Origin of the sequence: Staphylococcus sp. EG-SA-18 (assembly GCF_017151825.1) — a bacterium.
Lineage (GTDB): Bacteria > Bacillota > Bacilli > Staphylococcales > Staphylococcaceae > Staphylococcus > Staphylococcus aureus.
In genome coordinates this window covers 1-16,549 of the sequence record NZ_JACYVY010000087.1, presented here as the reverse complement: position 1 = coordinate 16,549, position 16,549 = coordinate 1, and the positions used below count along the sequence as shown (strand labels likewise).

Annotated in this window: 14 protein-coding genes; all 14 read left to right on the top strand. The window is 34.2% G+C overall.

The window, feature by feature from the left end; translation table 11 throughout:
- Window positions 1-85: 85 nt before the first annotated feature.
- On the top strand, window positions 86-541 hold the full coding sequence (locus IDG66_RS13590) for an Ig-like domain-containing protein (RefSeq protein ID WP_000169127.1): 456 nt from the start codon (window positions 86-88) through the stop codon (window positions 539-541).
- 57 nt (window positions 542-598) lie between these two features.
- The gene (gene gpG / locus IDG66_RS13585; RefSeq protein ID WP_206172209.1) at window positions 599-949 is read left to right on the top strand and encodes a phage tail assembly chaperone G; all 351 of its coding nucleotides are present in this window, start codon (window positions 599-601) and stop codon (window positions 947-949) included.
- A gap of 41 nt (window positions 950-990) precedes the next feature.
- A complete protein-coding gene (locus IDG66_RS13580) occupies window positions 991-1,149 on the top strand; it encodes a hypothetical protein (protein ID WP_000438833.1) in 159 nt (52 codons plus the stop codon).
- A 13-nt stretch (window positions 1,150-1,162) separates the two neighbouring features.
- The gene (locus tag IDG66_RS13575) at window positions 1,163-7,363 is read left to right on the top strand and encodes a phage tail tape measure protein (RefSeq protein WP_001003424.1); all 6,201 of its coding nucleotides are present in this window, start codon (window positions 1,163-1,165) and stop codon (window positions 7,361-7,363) included.
- Window positions 7,363-8,187, top strand: coding sequence for a phage tail family protein (locus IDG66_RS13570; RefSeq protein WP_001190533.1), 825 nt, complete (start codon window positions 7,363-7,365; stop codon window positions 8,185-8,187). Before IDG66_RS13575 ends, IDG66_RS13570 begins: the two co-directional genes overlap by 1 nt.
- An 8-nt stretch (window positions 8,188-8,195) precedes the next feature.
- Window positions 8,196-9,779: a prophage endopeptidase tail family protein gene (locus IDG66_RS13565; RefSeq protein WP_000384474.1), complete on the top strand. Its 1,584-nt coding sequence runs from the start codon at window positions 8,196-8,198 to the stop codon at window positions 9,777-9,779.
- Entirely contained in the window at window positions 9,779-10,069 is a 291-nt protein-coding gene (locus IDG66_RS13560) for a hypothetical protein (RefSeq protein ID WP_000179858.1), read from the top strand. Before IDG66_RS13565 ends, IDG66_RS13560 begins: the two co-directional genes overlap by 1 nt.
- A gap of 15 nt (window positions 10,070-10,084) precedes the next feature.
- A complete protein-coding gene (locus tag IDG66_RS13555; protein WP_000429558.1) occupies window positions 10,085-11,995 on the top strand; it encodes a phage baseplate protein in 1,911 nt (636 codons plus the stop codon).
- Window positions 11,995-13,461, top strand: a complete 1,467-nt coding sequence (locus tag IDG66_RS13550) for a BppU family phage baseplate upper protein (RefSeq protein ID WP_000067127.1) — start codon at window positions 11,995-11,997, stop codon at window positions 13,459-13,461. Before IDG66_RS13555 ends, IDG66_RS13550 begins: the two co-directional genes overlap by 1 nt.
- Entirely contained in the window at window positions 13,461-13,850 is a 390-nt protein-coding gene (locus IDG66_RS13545; RefSeq protein ID WP_001166599.1) for a DUF2977 domain-containing protein, read from the top strand. Before IDG66_RS13550 ends, IDG66_RS13545 begins: the two co-directional genes overlap by 1 nt.
- Window positions 13,843-14,007 carry an XkdX family protein gene (locus IDG66_RS13540; protein ID WP_000916020.1) on the top strand — a complete coding sequence of 55 codons (165 nt, stop codon included), beginning with the start codon at window positions 13,843-13,845 and terminating at the stop codon, window positions 14,005-14,007. Before IDG66_RS13545 ends, IDG66_RS13540 begins: the two co-directional genes overlap by 8 nt.
- Window positions 14,008-14,052: 45 nt before the next feature.
- Window positions 14,053-14,352, top strand: a complete 300-nt coding sequence (locus IDG66_RS13535; protein WP_000466784.1) for a DUF2951 domain-containing protein — start codon at window positions 14,053-14,055, stop codon at window positions 14,350-14,352.
- 135 nt (window positions 14,353-14,487) lie between these two features.
- The gene (locus IDG66_RS13530; RefSeq protein ID WP_000339146.1) at window positions 14,488-14,790 is read left to right on the top strand and encodes a phage holin; all 303 of its coding nucleotides are present in this window, start codon (window positions 14,488-14,490) and stop codon (window positions 14,788-14,790) included.
- A gap of 10 nt (window positions 14,791-14,800) precedes the next feature.
- Complete coding sequence (locus IDG66_RS13525) at window positions 14,801-16,255, top strand: N-acetylmuramoyl-L-alanine amidase (RefSeq protein WP_000909220.1); 1,455 nt, start codon at window positions 14,801-14,803, stop codon at window positions 16,253-16,255.
- Window positions 16,256-16,549: the final 294 nt, after the last annotated feature.

The window sequence follows — 16,549 nt, the reverse complement described above, 5'->3', positions numbered from 1 at the left end:
AAATGTTGAAGTAGCAGTTAATTCAAAATCTGCAACAGTTTCAGCAGAATAGGGGCTTTCAAAATAAATCAAAGGAGAATAATTTATGACTAAAACTTTAAAGGTTTATAAAGGAGACGACGTCGTAGCTTCTGAACAAGGTGAAGGCAAAGTGTCAGTAACTTTATCTAATTTAGAAGCGGATACAACTTATCCAAAAGGTACTTACCAAGTGGCATGGGAAGAAAATGGTAAAGAATCTAGTAAAGTTGATGTACCTCAATTCAAAACCAATCCAATTCTAGTCTCAGGCGTATCATTTACACCAGAAACTAAATCAATTATGGTAAATACCGATGACAATGTTGAGCCAAACATTGCACCAAGCACAGCAACGAATAAAATATTGAAATATACAAGTGAACATCCAGAATTTGTTACTGTAGATGAAAATACAGGAGCAATTCACGGTGTAGCTGAAGGTACTTCAGTAATCACTGCTATGTCTACTGATGGAAGCGATAAGTCAGGACAAATTTCAGTGACAGTAACAAACGGATAGGGATTTAAGGCGCAGTATATCTGCGTCTTTTTTATTTGAATAAAAGGAGCTAATACAATGATTAAATTTGAAATTAAAGATCGTAAAACAGGAAAAACAGAGAGCTATACAAAAGAAGATGTAACAATGGGCGAAGCAGAAAAATGCTATGAGTATTTAGAATTAGTAAATCAAGAGAATAAAAAAGAAGCACCTAACGCAACAAAAATGAGACAAAAAGAGCGACAGTTATTAGTAGATTTATTTAAAGATGAAGGATTGACTGAAGAAGATGTTCTGAACAAGATGAGTACTAAAAATTATACAAAAGCCTTACAAGATATATTTCGAGAAATCAATGGTGAAGATGAAGAAGATTCAGAAACTGAACCAGAAGAGATGGGAAAGACAGAAGAACAATCTCAATAAAAGACATTTTATCGAACATTAAGAAAATACAACGTTTCTGTATGGAGCAGTATGGGTGGACATTAACTGAAGTCAGAAAACAGCCGTATGTAAAACTTTTAGAAATACTTAATGAAGAGAATAAAGAAGAGACTGAAGAAAAACAAAGTGAACAAAAAGTCATTACAGGTACGGATTTAAGAAAACTTTTTGGAAGCTAGAAAGGAGGTTAATATGAATGAAAAAGTAGAAGGCATGACCTTGGAGCTGAAATTAGACCATTTAGGTGTCCAAGAAGGCATGAAAGGTTTAAAGCGACAATTAGGTGTTGTTAATAGTGAAATGAAAGCTAATCTGTCAGCATTTGATAAGTCTGAAAAATCAATGGAAAAATATCAGGCGAGAATTAAGGGGTTAAATGATAGGCTTAAAGTTCAAAAAAAGATGTATTCTCAAGTAGAAGATGAGCTTAAACAAGTTAACGCTAATTACCAAAAAGCTAAATCCAGTGTAAAAGATGTTGAGAAAGCATATTTAAAGTTAGTAGAAGCCAATAAAAAAGAAAAATTAGCTCTTGATAAATCTAAAGAAGCCTTAAAATCATCGAATACAGAACTTAAAAAAGCTGAAAATCAATATAAACGTACAAATCAACGTAAACAAGATGCGTATCAAAAACTTAAACAGTTGAGAGATGCAGAACAAAAGCTTAAGAATAGTAACCAAGCTACTACTGCACAACTAAAAAGAGCAAGTGACGCAGTACAGAAGCAGTCCGCTAAGCATAAAGCACTTGTTGAACAATATAAACAAGAAGGCAATCAAGTTCAAAAACTAAAAGTGCAAAATGACAATCTTTCAAAATCAAATGATAAAATTGAAAGTTCTTACGCTAAAACTAATACTAAATTAAAGCAAACAGAAAAAGAATTTAATGATTTAAACAATACTATTAAGAATCATAGCGCTAATGTCGCAAAAGCTGAAACAGCTGTTAATAAAGAAAAAGCTGCTTTAAATAATTTGGAGCGTTCAATAGATAAAGCTTCATCCGAAATGAAGACTTTTAACAAAGAACAAATGATAGCTCAAAGTCATTTCGGTAAACTTGCAAGTCAAGCGGATGTCATGTCAAAGAAATTTAGTTCTATTGGAGACAAAATGACTTCCCTGGGACGTACAATGACGATGGGCGTATCTACACCAATTACTTTAGGGTTAGGTGCAGCATTAAAAACAAGTGCAGACTTTGAAGGCCAAATGTCTCGAGTTGGAGCGATTGCGCAAGCAAGCAGTAAAGACTTGAAAAGCATGTCTAATCAAGCAGTTGACTTAGGAGCTAAAACCAGTAAAAGTGCTAACGAAGTTGCTAAAGGTATGGAAGAATTGGCAGCTTTAGGCTTTAATGCCAAACAAACAATGGAGGCTATGCCAGGTGTTATCAGTGCAGCAGAAGCAAGTGGTGCAGAAATGGCTACAACTGCAACTGTAATGGCTTCAGCGATTAACTCTTTCGGTTTAAAAGCATCTGATGCAAATCATGTTGCTGATTTACTTGCGAGATCAGCAAATGATAGTGCTGCAGATATTCAGTACATGGGAGATGCATTGAAGTATGCTGGTACTCCTGCAAAAGCATTAGGAGTTTCAATAGAGGACACTTCCGCAGCAATTGAAGTTTTATCTAACTCAGGTTTAGAGGGTTCTCAAGCAGGTACTGCCCTAAGAGCTTCATTTATCAGGCTAGCTAATCCAAGTAAAAATACAGCTAAGGAAATGAAAAAATTAGGTATTCATTTGTCTGATGCTAAAGGTCAATTTGTTGGCATGGGTGAATTGATTAGACAGTTCCAAGATAATATGAAAGGCATGACGAGAGAACAAAAACTAGCTACAGTGGCTACAATAGTTGGTACTGAAGCAGCAAGTGGATTTTTAGCCTTGATTGAAGCGGGACCAGATAAAATTAATAGCTATAGTAAATCCTTAAAGAATTCCAATGGCGAAAGTAAAAAAGCAGCAGATTTGATGAAAGATAATCTCAAAGGCGCTCTGGAACAATTAGGTGGCGCTTTTGAATCATTAGCAATCGAAGTCGGTAAAGATTTAACGCCTATGATTAGAGCAGGAGCGGAAGGTTTAACAAAATTAGTTGATGGATTTACACATCTCCCTGGTTGGGTTAGAAAAGCTTCAGTAGGATTAGCACTTTTTGGTGCAGCAATTGGACCTGCAGTTCTTGCTGGAGGGTTATTAATACGTACAGTTGGAAGTGCTGCTAAAGGATATGCGTCATTAAATAGACGTATTGCTGAAAATACAATCCTTTCAAATACTAATTCAAAAGCAATGAAATCTTTAGGTCTTCAAACATTATTTCTTGGTTCTACAACAGGAAAAACGTCAAAAGGCTTTAAAGGGTTAGCCGGAGCTATGATGTTTAATTTAAAACCTATAAATGTTTTGAAAAATTCTGCAAAGCTAGCAATTTTACCGTTCAAACTTTTGAAAAACGGTTTAGGATTAGCTGCAAAATCTTTATTTGCAGTAAGTGGAGGCGCAAGATTTGCGGGTGTAGCCTTAAGGTTTTTAACAGGACCTATAGGTGCTACAATAACTGCTATTACAATTGCGTATAAAGTTTTTAAAACCGCATATGATCGTGTGGAATGGTTCAGAAACGGTATTAACGGTTTAGGAGAAACTATAAAGTTTTTTGGTGGTAAAATTATTGGCGGCGCTGTTAGAAAGCTAGGAGAGTTTAAAAACTATCTTGGAAGTATCGGCAAAAGCTTCAAAGAAAAGTTTTCAAAAGATATGAAAGATGGTTATAAATCATTAAGCGACGATGACCTTCTCAAAGTAGGAGTCAACAAGTTTAAAGGATTTATGCAAACCATGGGCACAGCTTCTAAAAAAGCGTCTGATACTGTAAAAGTGTTAGGGAAAGGTGTTTCAAAAGAAACAGAAAAAGCTTTAGAAAAATATGTGCATTATTCTGAAGAAAATAGCAGAATCATGGAAAAAGTACGTTTAAACTCGGGTCAGATATCAGAAGACAAAGCAAAAAAACTTTTGAAAATTGAAACGGATTTATCTAATAACCTTATAGCTGAAATAGAAAAAAGAAATAAAAAGGAACTCGAAAAAACTCAAGAACTTATTGATAAGTATAGTGCATTCGATGAACAAGAAAAGCAAAACATTTTAACTCGAACTAAAGAAAAAAATGACTTGCGAATTAAAAAAGAGCAAGAACTCAATCAGAAAATCAAAGAATTGAAAGAAAAAGCTTTGAGTGATGGTCAGATTTCAGAAAATGAAAGAAAAGAAATTGAAAAGCTTGAAAATCAAAGACGTGATATCACTGTTAAAGAATTGAGTAAGACTGAAAAAGAGCAAGAGCGTATTTTAGTAAGAATGCAAAGAAACAGAAATGCTTATTCAATAGACGAAGCGAGCAAAGCAATTAAAGAAGCAGAAAAAGCAAGAAAAGCAAGAAAAAAAGAAGTGGACAAGCAATATGAAGATGATGTCATTGCTATAAAAAATAACGTCAACCTTTCTAAGTCTGAAAAAGATAAATTGTTAGCTATTGCTGATCAAAGACATAAAGATGAAGTAAGAAAAGCAAAATCTAAAAAAGATGCTGTAGTAGATGTTGTTAAAAAGCAAAATAAAGATATTGATAAAGAAATGGATTTATCCAGTGGACGTGTATATAAAAATACTGAAAAGTGGTGGAATGGCCTTAAAAGTTGGTGGTCTAACTTTAGAGAAGACCAAAAGAAAAAAAGCGATAAATACGCTAAAGAACAAGAAGAAACAGCTCGCAGAAACAGAGAAAATATAAAGAAATGGTTTGGAAATGCTTGGGACGGCGTAAAAAGTAAAACTGGCGAAGCCTTTAGTAAAATGGGCAGAAATGCTAATCATTTTGGCGGCGAAATGAAAAAAATGTGGAGCGGAATCAAAGGGATTCCAAGCAAATTAAGTTCAGGTTGGAGCTCAGCCAAAAGTTCTGTAGGATACCACACTAAGGCTATAGCTAATAGTACTGGTAAATGGTTTGGAAAAGCTTGGCAATCTGTTAAATCGACAACAGGAAGTATTTACAATCAAACTAAGCAAAAGTATTCAGATGCTTCAGATAAAGCTTGGGCGCATTCAAAATCTATTTGGAGAGGCACATCAAAATGGTTTAGCAATGCATATAAAAGTGCAAAGGGCTGGCTAACGGATATGGCTAATAAATCTCGCGCGAAATGGGATAATATTTCTAGTACAGCTTGGTCGAATGCAAAATCCGTTTGGAAAGGAACATCGAAATGGTTTAGTAACTCATACAAATCTTTAAAAGATTGGACTGGGGATATGTATTCAAGAGCCCACGATCGTTTTGATGCAATTTCAAGTTCGGCATGGTCTAACGCTAAATCAGTATTTAATGGTTTTAGAAAATGGCTATCCAAAACATATGATTGGATTAGAGATATTGGTAAAGACATGGGAAGAGCTGCGGCTGATTTAGGTAAAAATGTTGCTAATAAAGCTATTGGCGGTTTGAATAGCATGATTGGCGGTATTAATAAAATATCTAAAGCCATTACTGATAAAAATCTCATCAAGCCAATACCTACATTGTCTACTGGTACTTTAGCAGGAAAGGGTGTAGCTACCGATAATTCGGGAGCATTAACGCAACCGACATTTGCTGTATTAAATGATAGAGGTTCTGGAAACGCCCCAGGTGGTGGAGTTCAAGAAGTAATTCACAGGGCTGACGGAACATTCCATGCACCCCAAGGACGAGATGTGGTTGTTCCACTAGGAGTTGGGGATAGCGTAATAAATGCTAATGACACTCTGAAGTTACAGCGTATGGGTGTTTTACCAAAGTTTCATGGAGGTACGAAAAAGAAAGATTGGCTAGACCAACTTAAAGGTAATATAGGTAAAAAAGCAGGAGAATTTGGAGCTACAGCTAAAAACACAGCGCATAATATCAAAAAAGGTGCAGAAGAAATGGTTGAAGCAGCAGGCGATAAAATCAAAGATGGTGCATCTTGGTTAGGCGATAAAATCGGCGATGTGTGGGATTACGTACAACATCCAGGGAAACTAGTAAATAAAGTAATGTCAGGTTTAAATATTAATTTTGGAGGCGGAGCTAACGCTACAGTAAAAATAGCTAAAGGCGCATACTCATTGCTCAAAAAGAAATTAGTAGACAAAGTAAAATCGTGGTTTGAAGATTTCGGTGGTGGAGGCGATGGAAGCTATCTATTTGAATATCCAATCTGGCAAAGATTTGGACGCTACACAGGTGGACTTAACTTTAATGGCGGTCGTCACTATGGTATAGACTTTGGTATGCCTTCTGGAACAAACGTTTATGCCGTTAAAGGTGGTATAGCAGATAAGGTATGGACTGATTACGGTGGCGGTAATTCTATACAAATTAAGACTGGTGCTAATGAATGGAACTGGTATATGCATTTATCTAAGCAATTAGCAAGACAAGGCCAACGTATTAAAGCTGGTCAACTGATAGGGAAATCAGGTGCTACAGGTAATTTCGTTAGAGGAGCACACTTACATTTCCAATTGATGCAAGGGTCACATCCAGGGAATGATACAGCTAAAGATCCAGAAAAATGGTTGAAGTCACTTAAAGGTAGTGGCGTTCGAAGTGGTTCAGGTGTTAATAAGGCTGCATCTGCTTGGGCAGGCGATATACGTCGTGCAGCAAAACGAATGGGTGTTAATGTTACTTCGGGTGATGTAGGAAATATTATTAGCTTGATTCAACACGAATCAGGAGGAAATGCAGGTATAACTCAATCTAGTGCGCTTAGAGACATCAACGTTTTACAGGGCAATCCAGCAAAAGGATTGCTTCAATATATCCCACAAACATTTAGACATTATGCTGTTAGAGGTCACAACAATATATATAGTGGTTACGATCAGTTATTAGCGTTCTTTAACAACAGATATTGGCGCTCACAGTTTAACCCAAGAGGTGGTTGGTCTCCAAGTGGTCCAAGAAGATATGCGAATGGTGGTTTGATTACAAAGCATCAACTTGCTGAAGTGGGTGAAGGAGATAAACAGGAGATGGTTATCCCTTTAACTAGACGTAAACGAGCAATTCAATTAACTGAACAGGTTATGCGCATCATCGGTATGGATGGCAAGCCAAATAACATCACTGTAAATAATGATACTTCAACAGTTGAAAAATTGTTGAAACAAATTGTTATGTTAAGTGATAAAGGAAATAAATTAACAGATGCATTGATTCAAACTGTTTCTTCTCAGGATAATAACTTAGGTTCTAATGATGCAATTAGAGGTTTAGAAAAAATATTGTCAAAACAAAGTGGGCATAGAGCAAATGCAAATAATTATATGGGAGGTTTGACTAATTAATGCAATCTTTTGTAAAAATCATAGATGGTTACAAGGAAGAAGTAATAACAGATTTTAATCAGCTTATATTTTTAGATGCAAGGGCTGAAAGTCCAAACACCAATGATAACAGTGTAACTATTAACGGAGTAGATGGTATTTTACCGGGCGCAATTAGTTTTGCGCCTTTTTCATTAGTATTAAGGTTTGGCTATGATGGTATAGATGTTATAGATTTAAATTTATTTGAGCATTGGTTTAGATCTGTGTTTAATCGCAGACATCCTTATTATGTTATTACTTCTCAAATGCCTGGTGTTAAATATGCAGTGAATACAGCTAATGTTACATCTAATTTAAAAGATGGTTCTTCAACTGAAATTGAAGTAAGTTTAAATGTTTATAAAGGGTATTCTGAATCAGTTAATTGGACCGATAGCGAGTTCTTATTCGACTCTAATTGGATGTTTGAAAATGGAATTCCTCTTGATTTCACACCTAAATATACTCATACATCAAATCAATTTACTATTTGGAACGGTTCTACTGATACGATAAATCCACGATTCAAGCACGATTTGAAAATATTAATTAATTTAAATGCGAGTGGAGGATTTGAACTGGTTAACTATACAACAGGTGATATTTTTAAGTACAACAAAAGTATAGATAAAAACACTGATTTTGTTTTAGATGGTGTGTATGCATATCGAGATATAAATAGAGTGGGAATTGATACAAATAGAGGCATTATAACATTAGCGCCAGGTAAAAATGAATTTAAGATTAAAGGAGACGTCAGTGATATTAAAACTACATTTAAGTTTCCTTTTATTTATAGGTAGGTGATTTAATGGATTATCATGATCATTTATCAGTAATGGATTTTAATGAATTGATTTGTGAAAATTTACTAGATGTAGATTATGGTTCTTTTAAAGAATATTATGAACTGAATGAAGCTAGGTACATCACCTTTACAGTTTATAGAACTACTCATAATAGTTTTGTTTTTGATTTATTGATTTGTGAAAACTTCATAATTTATCATGGTGAAAAATATACAATTAAGCAGACAGCGCCAAAGGTTGAAGGTGATAAAGTTTTTATTGAAGTTACGGCATATCACATAATGTATGAATTTCAAAATCACTCAGTGGAATCAAATAAGCTTGATGACGACAGTAGCGAAACTGGTAAAACGCCAGAATACTCTTTAGATGAGTACTTAAGATATGGATTTGCAAATCAAAAAACTTCGGTCAAAATGACCTATAAAATAATTGGAGATTTTAAGCGAAAAGTACCGATTGACGAATTAGGTAACAAAAACGGCTTAGAATACTGTAAAGAAGCGGTAGACCTGTTTGGCTGTATAATTTACCCAAATGATACAGAGATTGGTTTTTATTCTCCTGAAACATTTTATCAAAGAAGCGAGAAAGTGATTCGATATCAATATAATACTGATACTGTATCTGCAACTGTCAGTACATTGGAATTAAGAACAGCTATAAAAGTTTTTGGAAAAAAGTATACAGCTGAGGAAAAGAAAAATTATAATCCTATTAGAACAACTGACATTAAATATTCAAATGGTTTTATAAAAGAAGGTACTTATCGTACCGAAACAATTGGGTCTAAAGCTACTATTAACTTTGATTGCAAGTATGGTAATGAAACAGTTAGATTTACAATAAAAAAGGGCTCTCAAGGTGGAATATATAAGTTGATTTTAGACGGCAAGCAAATTAAGCAAATTTCTTGTTTTGCTAAGTCGGTTCAGTCTGAAACAATAGATTTAATAAAAAATATTGATAAAGGCAAGCACGTTTTAGAAATGATATTTTTAGGAGAAGACCCCAAAAATAGAATTGATATATCTTCAAATAAAAAAGCTAAGCCTTGTATGTATGTTGGAACTGAAAAATCAACAGTCTTAAATTTAATTGCTGATAATTCAGGTCGCAATCAATACAAAGCAATTGTCGACTACGTCGCAGATAGTGCAAAGCAGTTTGGGATTCGATATGCTAATACGCAAACAAATGAAGATATCGAAACACAGGATAAGCTGTTAGAATTTGCAAAAAAGCAAATAAATGATACTCCTAAGACTGAATTAGATGTTAATTATATAGGTTATGAAAAAATAGAGCCAAGAGATAGCGTATTTTTTGTTCATGAATTAATGGGATATAACACTGAATTAAAGGTTGTTAAACTTGATAGGTCACATCCATTTGTAAACGCAATAGATGAAGTGTCTTTCAGCAATGAAATAAAAGATATGGTACAAATTCAACAAGCACTTAACAGACGAGTTATTGCACAAGATAATAGATATAACTATCAAGCAAATCGTATAAATCATTTATACACTAGTACTTTGAATTCTCCTTTCGAGACAATGGATATAGGGAGTGTATTAATATAATGGCAACAGAAGAAGTTAAAATCAAAGCGCTACTTGAAAACGATAAACAGTACTTTCCAGCTACACACTGGAAAGCTATAAATGGGATACCTTATGCAGGCAGTAGTGATATTGATGGATTGCCTCAAGACGGTATCATTTCGGTAGATGATAAAAATAAATTAGATAAATTAAAAATAGGCGAAGCAGGAATTATTCAAAATAGCATTGTACAGAAATCCCCAAACGGTAAATTGTGGAAAATAACAGTTGACGATAGTGGGAAACTTGGTACAGTGCTATTTTATTAGAAAGGAAGGTGCATTATGGAAAATTTGTATTTAATAAAGGATTTGGGAGCTTTAGCAGGTCGAGATTATAGAGCTAAAGAAATTCAAAACCTGCAAAGAATAGAGCAATTTGCGCTTGGCTTGACAACAGAGTTTAAGTTGCATCAGAAAGCTAAAACAATGCAACACTTCGCTGAGCAAATTTATTATAATGGTAGATCGCAAGCAGCAGTAAACAAATCTTTACAAAGTCAAATTAACGCACTTGTTGTGGCACCACGTAATAACAGTGCTAATGAGATTGTTCAAGCTCGAGTTAATGTAAACGGCGAAACCTTTGACACATTAAAAGAACATTTAGACGATTGGGAAACCAAAACTCAAATTAATAAAGAGGAAACTATAAGAGAATTAAATAAGACCAAACAAGAAATTCTTGATATCGAGTATCGTTTTGAACCTGATAAGCAAGAGTTTTTATTTGTGACAGAACTTGCACCTCTTACAAATGCAGTAATGCAATCCTTCTGGTTTGATAATAGAACAGGCATAGTATACATGACACAAGCTAGAAATAATGGCTATATGCTAAGTCGTTTAAGACCTAATGGTCAATTTATAGACAGCTCATTGATTGTAGGTGGGGGTCATGGTACACATAACGGTTATAGATATATTGATGATGAGTTATGGATTTATAGTTTTATCTTAAATGGTAATAATGAGAATACATTAGTTCGTTTCAAGTATACGCCTAATGTGGAAATTAGCTATGGCAAGTATGGTATGCAAGATGTATTTACAGGACACCCAGAAAAACCCTACATCACCCCTGTCATAAATGAAAAAGAAAATAAAATTCTATACAGAATTGAGAGACCTAGAAGTCAGTGGGAACTTGAAAACTCAATGAATTATATAGAGATAAGAAGTTTAGACGATGTTGATAAAAATATTGATAAAGTTTTGCATAAAATCAGTATCCCTATGAGACTAACAAACGAAACCCAACCAATGCAGGGTGTGACTTTTGATGAAAAATACTTGTATTGGTATACAGGAGACAGTAATCCAAATAATAGAAACTATTTAACGGCTTTCGATTTAGAAACAGGAGAAGAAGCGTATCAGGTTAATGCTGACTATGGTGGAACACTAGATTCATTTCCTGGCGAATTTGCGGAAGCAGAAGGTTTGCAAATATACTATGACAAAGATAGTGGTAAAAAAGCTTTGATGCTAGGTGTTACTGTCGGTGGTGATGGAAATAGAACACATCGTATTTTCATGATTGGGCAAAGAGGTATTTTAGAAATACTTCACTCAAGAGGCGTTCCTTTTATCATGAGTGACACAGGTGGTAGAGTTAAACCTTTACCAATGAGGCCTGATAAACTTAAGAATCTTGGGATGTTAACAGAGCCAGGTCTTTACTATTTATACACTGATCATACAGTTCAAATCGATGATTTCCCATTACCAAGAGAATGGCGTGATGCAGGTTGGTTCTTGGAAGTTAAGCCACCACAAACTGGCGGTGATGTAATTCAGATATTGACGCGTAATAGTTATGCAAGGAATATGATGACTTTTGAAAGGGTGCTTTCTGGAAGAACTGGAGACATTTCGGACTGGAATTATGTGCCTAAAAATAGTGGTAAATGGGAGAGAGTACCTTCATTCATCACAAAAATGTCAGATATTAACATAGTAGGCATGTCGTTTTATTTAACTACGGATGATACAAAACGTTTTACAGATTTTCCAACTGAACGTAAAGGGGTAGCTGGTTGGAACTTATATGTAGAAGCTTCAAACACAGGTGGCTTTGTTCATAGGCTAGTTCGTAATAGTGTTACAGCATCTGCTGAGATACTATTGAAAAATTATGATAGTAAAACAAGTTCAGGGCCATGGACTTTACACGAAGGGAGAATTATAAGTTAATGAGTAATTTAGAGAAATCTGTAGCTATAAATTTAGAAAACACAGCGCATTATGAAAATATTTCAAATCTAGATATAACTTTTAGAACAGGAGAGAGTGATTCTTCTGTTCTTCTTTTTAATATCATTAAAAATAATCAACCGTTATTACTGAGTGAAGAAAATATCAAAGCACGAATAGCGATTCGAGGTAAAGGAGTAATGGTAGTTGCTCCACTAGAAATATTAGATCCATTTAAAGGTATTTTAAAATTTCAATTACCTAATGATGTAATTAAAAGAGATGGAAGTTATCAAGCTCAAGTTTCGGTTGCAGAATTAGGTAATTCAGACGTGGTAGTTGTAGAGAGAACTATCACATTTAACGTTGAAAAAAGTTTGTTTAGCAAGATTCCCTCTGAAACAAAACTACACTATATTGTTGAGTTTCAAGAATTAGAAAAAACTATTATGGATCGCGCGAAAGCAATGGACGAGGCTATAAAAAATGGTGAGGATTATGCGAGTCTGATTGAAAAAGCTAAAGAAAAAGGTCTATCAGATATTCAAATAGCAAAATCTTCAAGTATTGATGAATTAAAGCAACTTGCTAATAGCCGTATATCTGATTTGGAAAATAAAGCGCAAGCATATTCAAGAACATTCGATGAGCAAAAGCGATATATGGATGAGAAACATGAAGCCTTCAAGCAGTCAGTGAATAGTGGTGGTTTAGTCACAAGTGGTTCTACTTCAAATTGGCAAAAAGCTAAGATTACTAAAGATGATGGTAAGATAATGCAGATTACTGGATTTGATTTTAATAATCCAGAACAAAGAATAGGTGATTCAACCCAATTTATTTATGTTTCGCAAGCTATAAATTATCCAAGAGATGTTAGTACTAACGGTACTGTCGAATATTTAGTAGTAACTTCAGATTACAAGCGTATGACTTATCGACCGAACGGTACAAATAAAGTGTTTGTTAAAAGAAAAGAAGCGGGTTCATGGTCTGAGTGGTCAGAATTAGCTATTAATGATTACAATACACCTTTTGAAACTGTTCAAAGTGCCCAATCAAAAGCTAATATGGCCGAAAGTAACGCTAAATTATACGCAGATGACAAGTTTAATAAAAGGTATTCGGTTATTTTTGATGGAACAGCAAATGGTGTGGGCTCTACATTGTACTTAAATGAGAGTTTAGACCAATTTATTTTATTAATTTTTTATGGGACTTTTCCAGGTGGTGACTTTACAGAGTTTGGCAGTCCTTTTGGAGGAGGAAAGATTTCATTGAATCCCTCAAATCTTCCAGATGGTGATGGAAATGGTGGAGGTGTTTATGAGTTTGGATTAACTAAATCTAGTCGTACATCTTTAACTATATCAAACGATGTCTATTTCGACTTAGGAAGTCAAAGAGGCTCTGGTGCGAACGCAAATAGAGGGACAATTAACAAAATTATAGGAGTGAGAAAATAATGCAAATATTAGTTAACAAGCGTAATGAGATAATTTCATACGCTATCATTGGCGGCTTTGAAGAAGGTATTGATATTGAAAATTTACCAGAAAATTTCTCTCAAGTTTTTAGACCTAAAGCCTTTAAATATTCAAATGGGGAAATAGTTTTTAACGAAGATTATTCAGAAGAAAAAGATGACTTGCATCAACAGATTGACAGTGAAGAACAAAACACAGTCGCTTCTGATGACATCTTACGAAAAATGGTTGCTAGTATGCAGAAACAAGTTGTTCAAAGTACAAAGTTATCGATGCAAGTTAATAAGCAAAATGCACTAATGGCAAAACAACTTGTGACACTTAATAAAAAATTAGAAGAGGTTAAAGGAGAGACTGAAAATGCTTAAATTAATTTCACCAACATTCGAAGATATTAAAACATGGTATCAATTGAAAGAATATAGTAAAGAAGATATAGCGTGGTATGTAGATATGGAAGTTATAGATAAAGAGGAATATGCAATTATTACAGGAGAAAAGTATCCAGAAAATCTAGAGTCATAGGTTATAATCTTATGGCTTTTTAATTTGAATAAAGTGGGTGGTGTAATGTTTGGATTTACCAAACGACACGAACAAGATTGGCGTTTAACGCGATTAGAAGAAAATGATAAGACTATGTTTGAAAAATTCGACAGAATAGAAGACAGTCTGAGAACGCAAGAAAAAATTTATGACAAGTTAGATAGAAATTTCGAAGAACTAAGGCGTGACAAAGAAGAAGATGAAAAAAATAAAGAGAAAAATGCTAAAAATATTAGAGACATCAAGATGTGGATTCTAGGATTAATAGGGACGATTCTAAGTACATTTGTTATAGCCTTGTTAAAAACTATTTTTGGCATTTAAAGGAGGTGATCACCATGCTTAAGGGAATTTTAGGATATAGCTTTTGGTCGTGTTTCTGGTTTGGTAAGTGTAAGTAATATTTAAGAGTCAGTGCTTCGGCACTGGCTTTTTATTTTGGATAAAAGGAGCAAACAAATGGATGCAAAAGTAATAACAAGATACATCGTATTGATCTTAGCATTAGTAAATCAATTCTTAGCGAATAAAGGTATAAGTCCGATACCAGTAGATGAAGAAAGTGTTTCATCGATTATCTTAACAGTTGTTGCTTTATATACTACATATAAAGATAATCCAACATCTCAAGAAGGGAAATGGGCGAATCAAAAATTAAAGAAATATAAAGCTGAAAGTAAATATAGAAAAGCAACAGGGCAAGCGCCAATTAAAGAAGTAATGACACCTACGAATATGAACGACACAAATGATTTAGGGTAGGTGTTGACCAATGTTGATAACAAAAAACCAAGCAGAAAAATGGTTTGATAATTCATTAGGGAAGCAGTTCAATCCTGATTTGTTTTATGGATTTCAGTGTTATGATTACGCCAATATGTTCTTTATGTTAGCGACAGGCGAAAGGCTGCAAGGTTTATATGCTTATAATATCCCGTTTGATAATAAAGCAAAGATTGAAAAATATGGTCAAATAATTAAAAACTATGACAGCTTTTTACCGCAAAAGTTGGATATTGTCGTTTTCCCGTCAAAGTATGGTGGCGGAGCTGGACACGTTGAAATTGTTGAGAGCGCAAATTTAAACACTTTCACATCATTTGGTCAAAACTGGAACGGTAAAGGTTGGACTAATGGCGTTGCGCAACCTGGTTGGGGTCCTGAAACTGTGACAAGACATGTTCATTATTATGACAATCCAATGTATTTTATTAGGTTAAACTTCCCTAACAACTTAAGCGTTGGCAATAAAGCTAAAGGTATTATTAAGCAAGCGACTACAAAAAAAGAGGCAGTAATTAAACCTAAAAAAATTATGCTTGTAGCCGGTCATGGTTATAACGATCCTGGAGCAGTAGGAAACGGAACAAACGAACGCGATTTTATACGTAAATATATAACGCCTAATATCGCTAAGTATTTAAGACATGCAGGACATGAAGTTGCATTATACGGTGGCTCAAGTCAATCACAAGATATGTATCAAGATACTGCATACGGTGTTAATGTAGGCAATAAAAAAGATTATGGCTTATATTGGGTTAAATCACAGGGGTATGACATTGTTCTAGAAATACATTTAGACGCAGCAGGAGAAAGCGCAAGTGGTGGGCATGTTATTATCTCAAGTCAATTCAATGCAGATACTATTGATAAAAGTATACAAGATGTTATTAAAAATAATTTAGGACAAATAAGAGGTGTAACACCTCGTAACGATTTACTAAATGTTAATGTATCAGCAGAAATAAATATCAATTATCGCTTATCTGAATTAGGTTTTATTACTAATAAAAATGATATGGATTGGATTAAGAAAAATTACGACTTGTACTCTAAACTAATAGCTGGTGCGATTCATGGTAAGCCAATTGGTGGAGTGGTAGCTAGTGAGGTCAAAGCGCCAGTTAAAAACGAAAAGAATCCGCCAGTGCCAGCAGGTTATACACTCGATAAGAATAATGTCCCTTATAAAAAAGAACAAGGCAATTACACAGTAGCTAATGTTAAAGGTAATAATGTAAGAGACGGTTATTCAACTAATTCAAGAATTACAGGGGTATTACCCAACAACACAACAATTACGTATGACGGTGCATATTGTATTAATGGTTATAGATGGATTACTTATATTGCTAATAGTGGACAACGTCGCTATATTGCGACCGGAGAGGTAGACATAGCAGGCAACCGAATAAGCAGTTTTGGTAAGTTTAGTGCAGTTTGATAATTGTATATGATGAATCTTAGGCAGGTACTTCGGTACTTGCCTATTATTTAAAATTAATAAACAGTTAATTTTTACATGAATATATTAAATTTTAAAAAAACAAACGTTTTTAGTATATAAATTATTTTGTGTTCGTATTGTGTGCTATGATTAAAAAGTTGTTATGGTCAACTATATCGTGGTTTTATGTTTATTATCAATCAAAATATAAATTATTTATAATTTGTTTGGTAATGAACGGGTTTTTTTCGAAATGATAGTAAAAAAACACATTTGTAGATATTTTAAACT

Bases quoted from the DNA above. Each gene is read 5' to 3' on its own strand.
- IDG66_RS13590 (WP_000169127.1), top strand. From the start codon at position 86: ATGACTAAAACTTTAAAGGTTTATAAAGGAGACGACGTCGTAGCTTCT.
- gpG (WP_206172209.1), top strand. From the start codon at position 599: ATGATTAAATTTGAAATTAAAGATCGTAAAACAGGAAAAACAGAGAGC.
- IDG66_RS13580 (WP_000438833.1), top strand. From the start codon at position 991: ATGGAGCAGTATGGGTGGACATTAACTGAAGTCAGAAAACAGCCGTAT.
- IDG66_RS13575 (WP_001003424.1), top strand. From the start codon at position 1,163: ATGAATGAAAAAGTAGAAGGCATGACCTTGGAGCTGAAATTAGACCAT.
- IDG66_RS13570 (WP_001190533.1), top strand. From the start codon at position 7,363: ATGCAATCTTTTGTAAAAATCATAGATGGTTACAAGGAAGAAGTAATA.
- IDG66_RS13565 (WP_000384474.1), top strand. From the start codon at position 8,196: ATGGATTATCATGATCATTTATCAGTAATGGATTTTAATGAATTGATT.
- IDG66_RS13560 (WP_000179858.1), top strand. From the start codon at position 9,779: ATGGCAACAGAAGAAGTTAAAATCAAAGCGCTACTTGAAAACGATAAA.
- IDG66_RS13555 (WP_000429558.1), top strand. From the start codon at position 10,085: ATGGAAAATTTGTATTTAATAAAGGATTTGGGAGCTTTAGCAGGTCGA.
- IDG66_RS13550 (WP_000067127.1), top strand. From the start codon at position 11,995: ATGAGTAATTTAGAGAAATCTGTAGCTATAAATTTAGAAAACACAGCG.
- IDG66_RS13545 (WP_001166599.1), top strand. From the start codon at position 13,461: ATGCAAATATTAGTTAACAAGCGTAATGAGATAATTTCATACGCTATC.
- IDG66_RS13540 (WP_000916020.1), top strand. From the start codon at position 13,843: ATGCTTAAATTAATTTCACCAACATTCGAAGATATTAAAACATGGTAT.
- IDG66_RS13535 (WP_000466784.1), top strand. From the start codon at position 14,053: ATGTTTGGATTTACCAAACGACACGAACAAGATTGGCGTTTAACGCGA.
- IDG66_RS13530 (WP_000339146.1), top strand. From the start codon at position 14,488: ATGGATGCAAAAGTAATAACAAGATACATCGTATTGATCTTAGCATTA.
- IDG66_RS13525 (WP_000909220.1), top strand. From the start codon at position 14,801: ATGTTGATAACAAAAAACCAAGCAGAAAAATGGTTTGATAATTCATTA.